The 254-nt window shown below is 42.9% G+C and carries 1 protein-coding gene; it reads left to right on the forward strand.

The window, feature by feature from the left end:
• A partial coding sequence (locus tag M3226_RS32025; RefSeq protein WP_251573476.1) for an IS110 family transposase occupies nucleotides 1–254 on the forward strand: 254 nt, incomplete at both ends.

Genomic DNA, 254 nt, shown 5'->3' on the forward strand with positions numbered 1-254 from the left:
CTCGCTTTTCTAACCCAAGACAACTGATGTCCTATGCTGGACTCGTTCCTAAAGAATACTCTAGTGGATCAAATCGTTGGCAAGGTTCTATTACTAAGACGGGAAATTCTCAGGTTCGGCGTTCCATTGTAGAAATCTGTTGGTCTTATCGTCATCGACCTTCTCTTAAAGGTGAATTACTTAAACGGCAAGAAGGTCAAGATCCTGAAGCACAACGTATTGCTTGGAAGGCTCAGCACCGTCTTCATATGAAA

Source organism: Neobacillus cucumis (assembly GCF_023715505.1).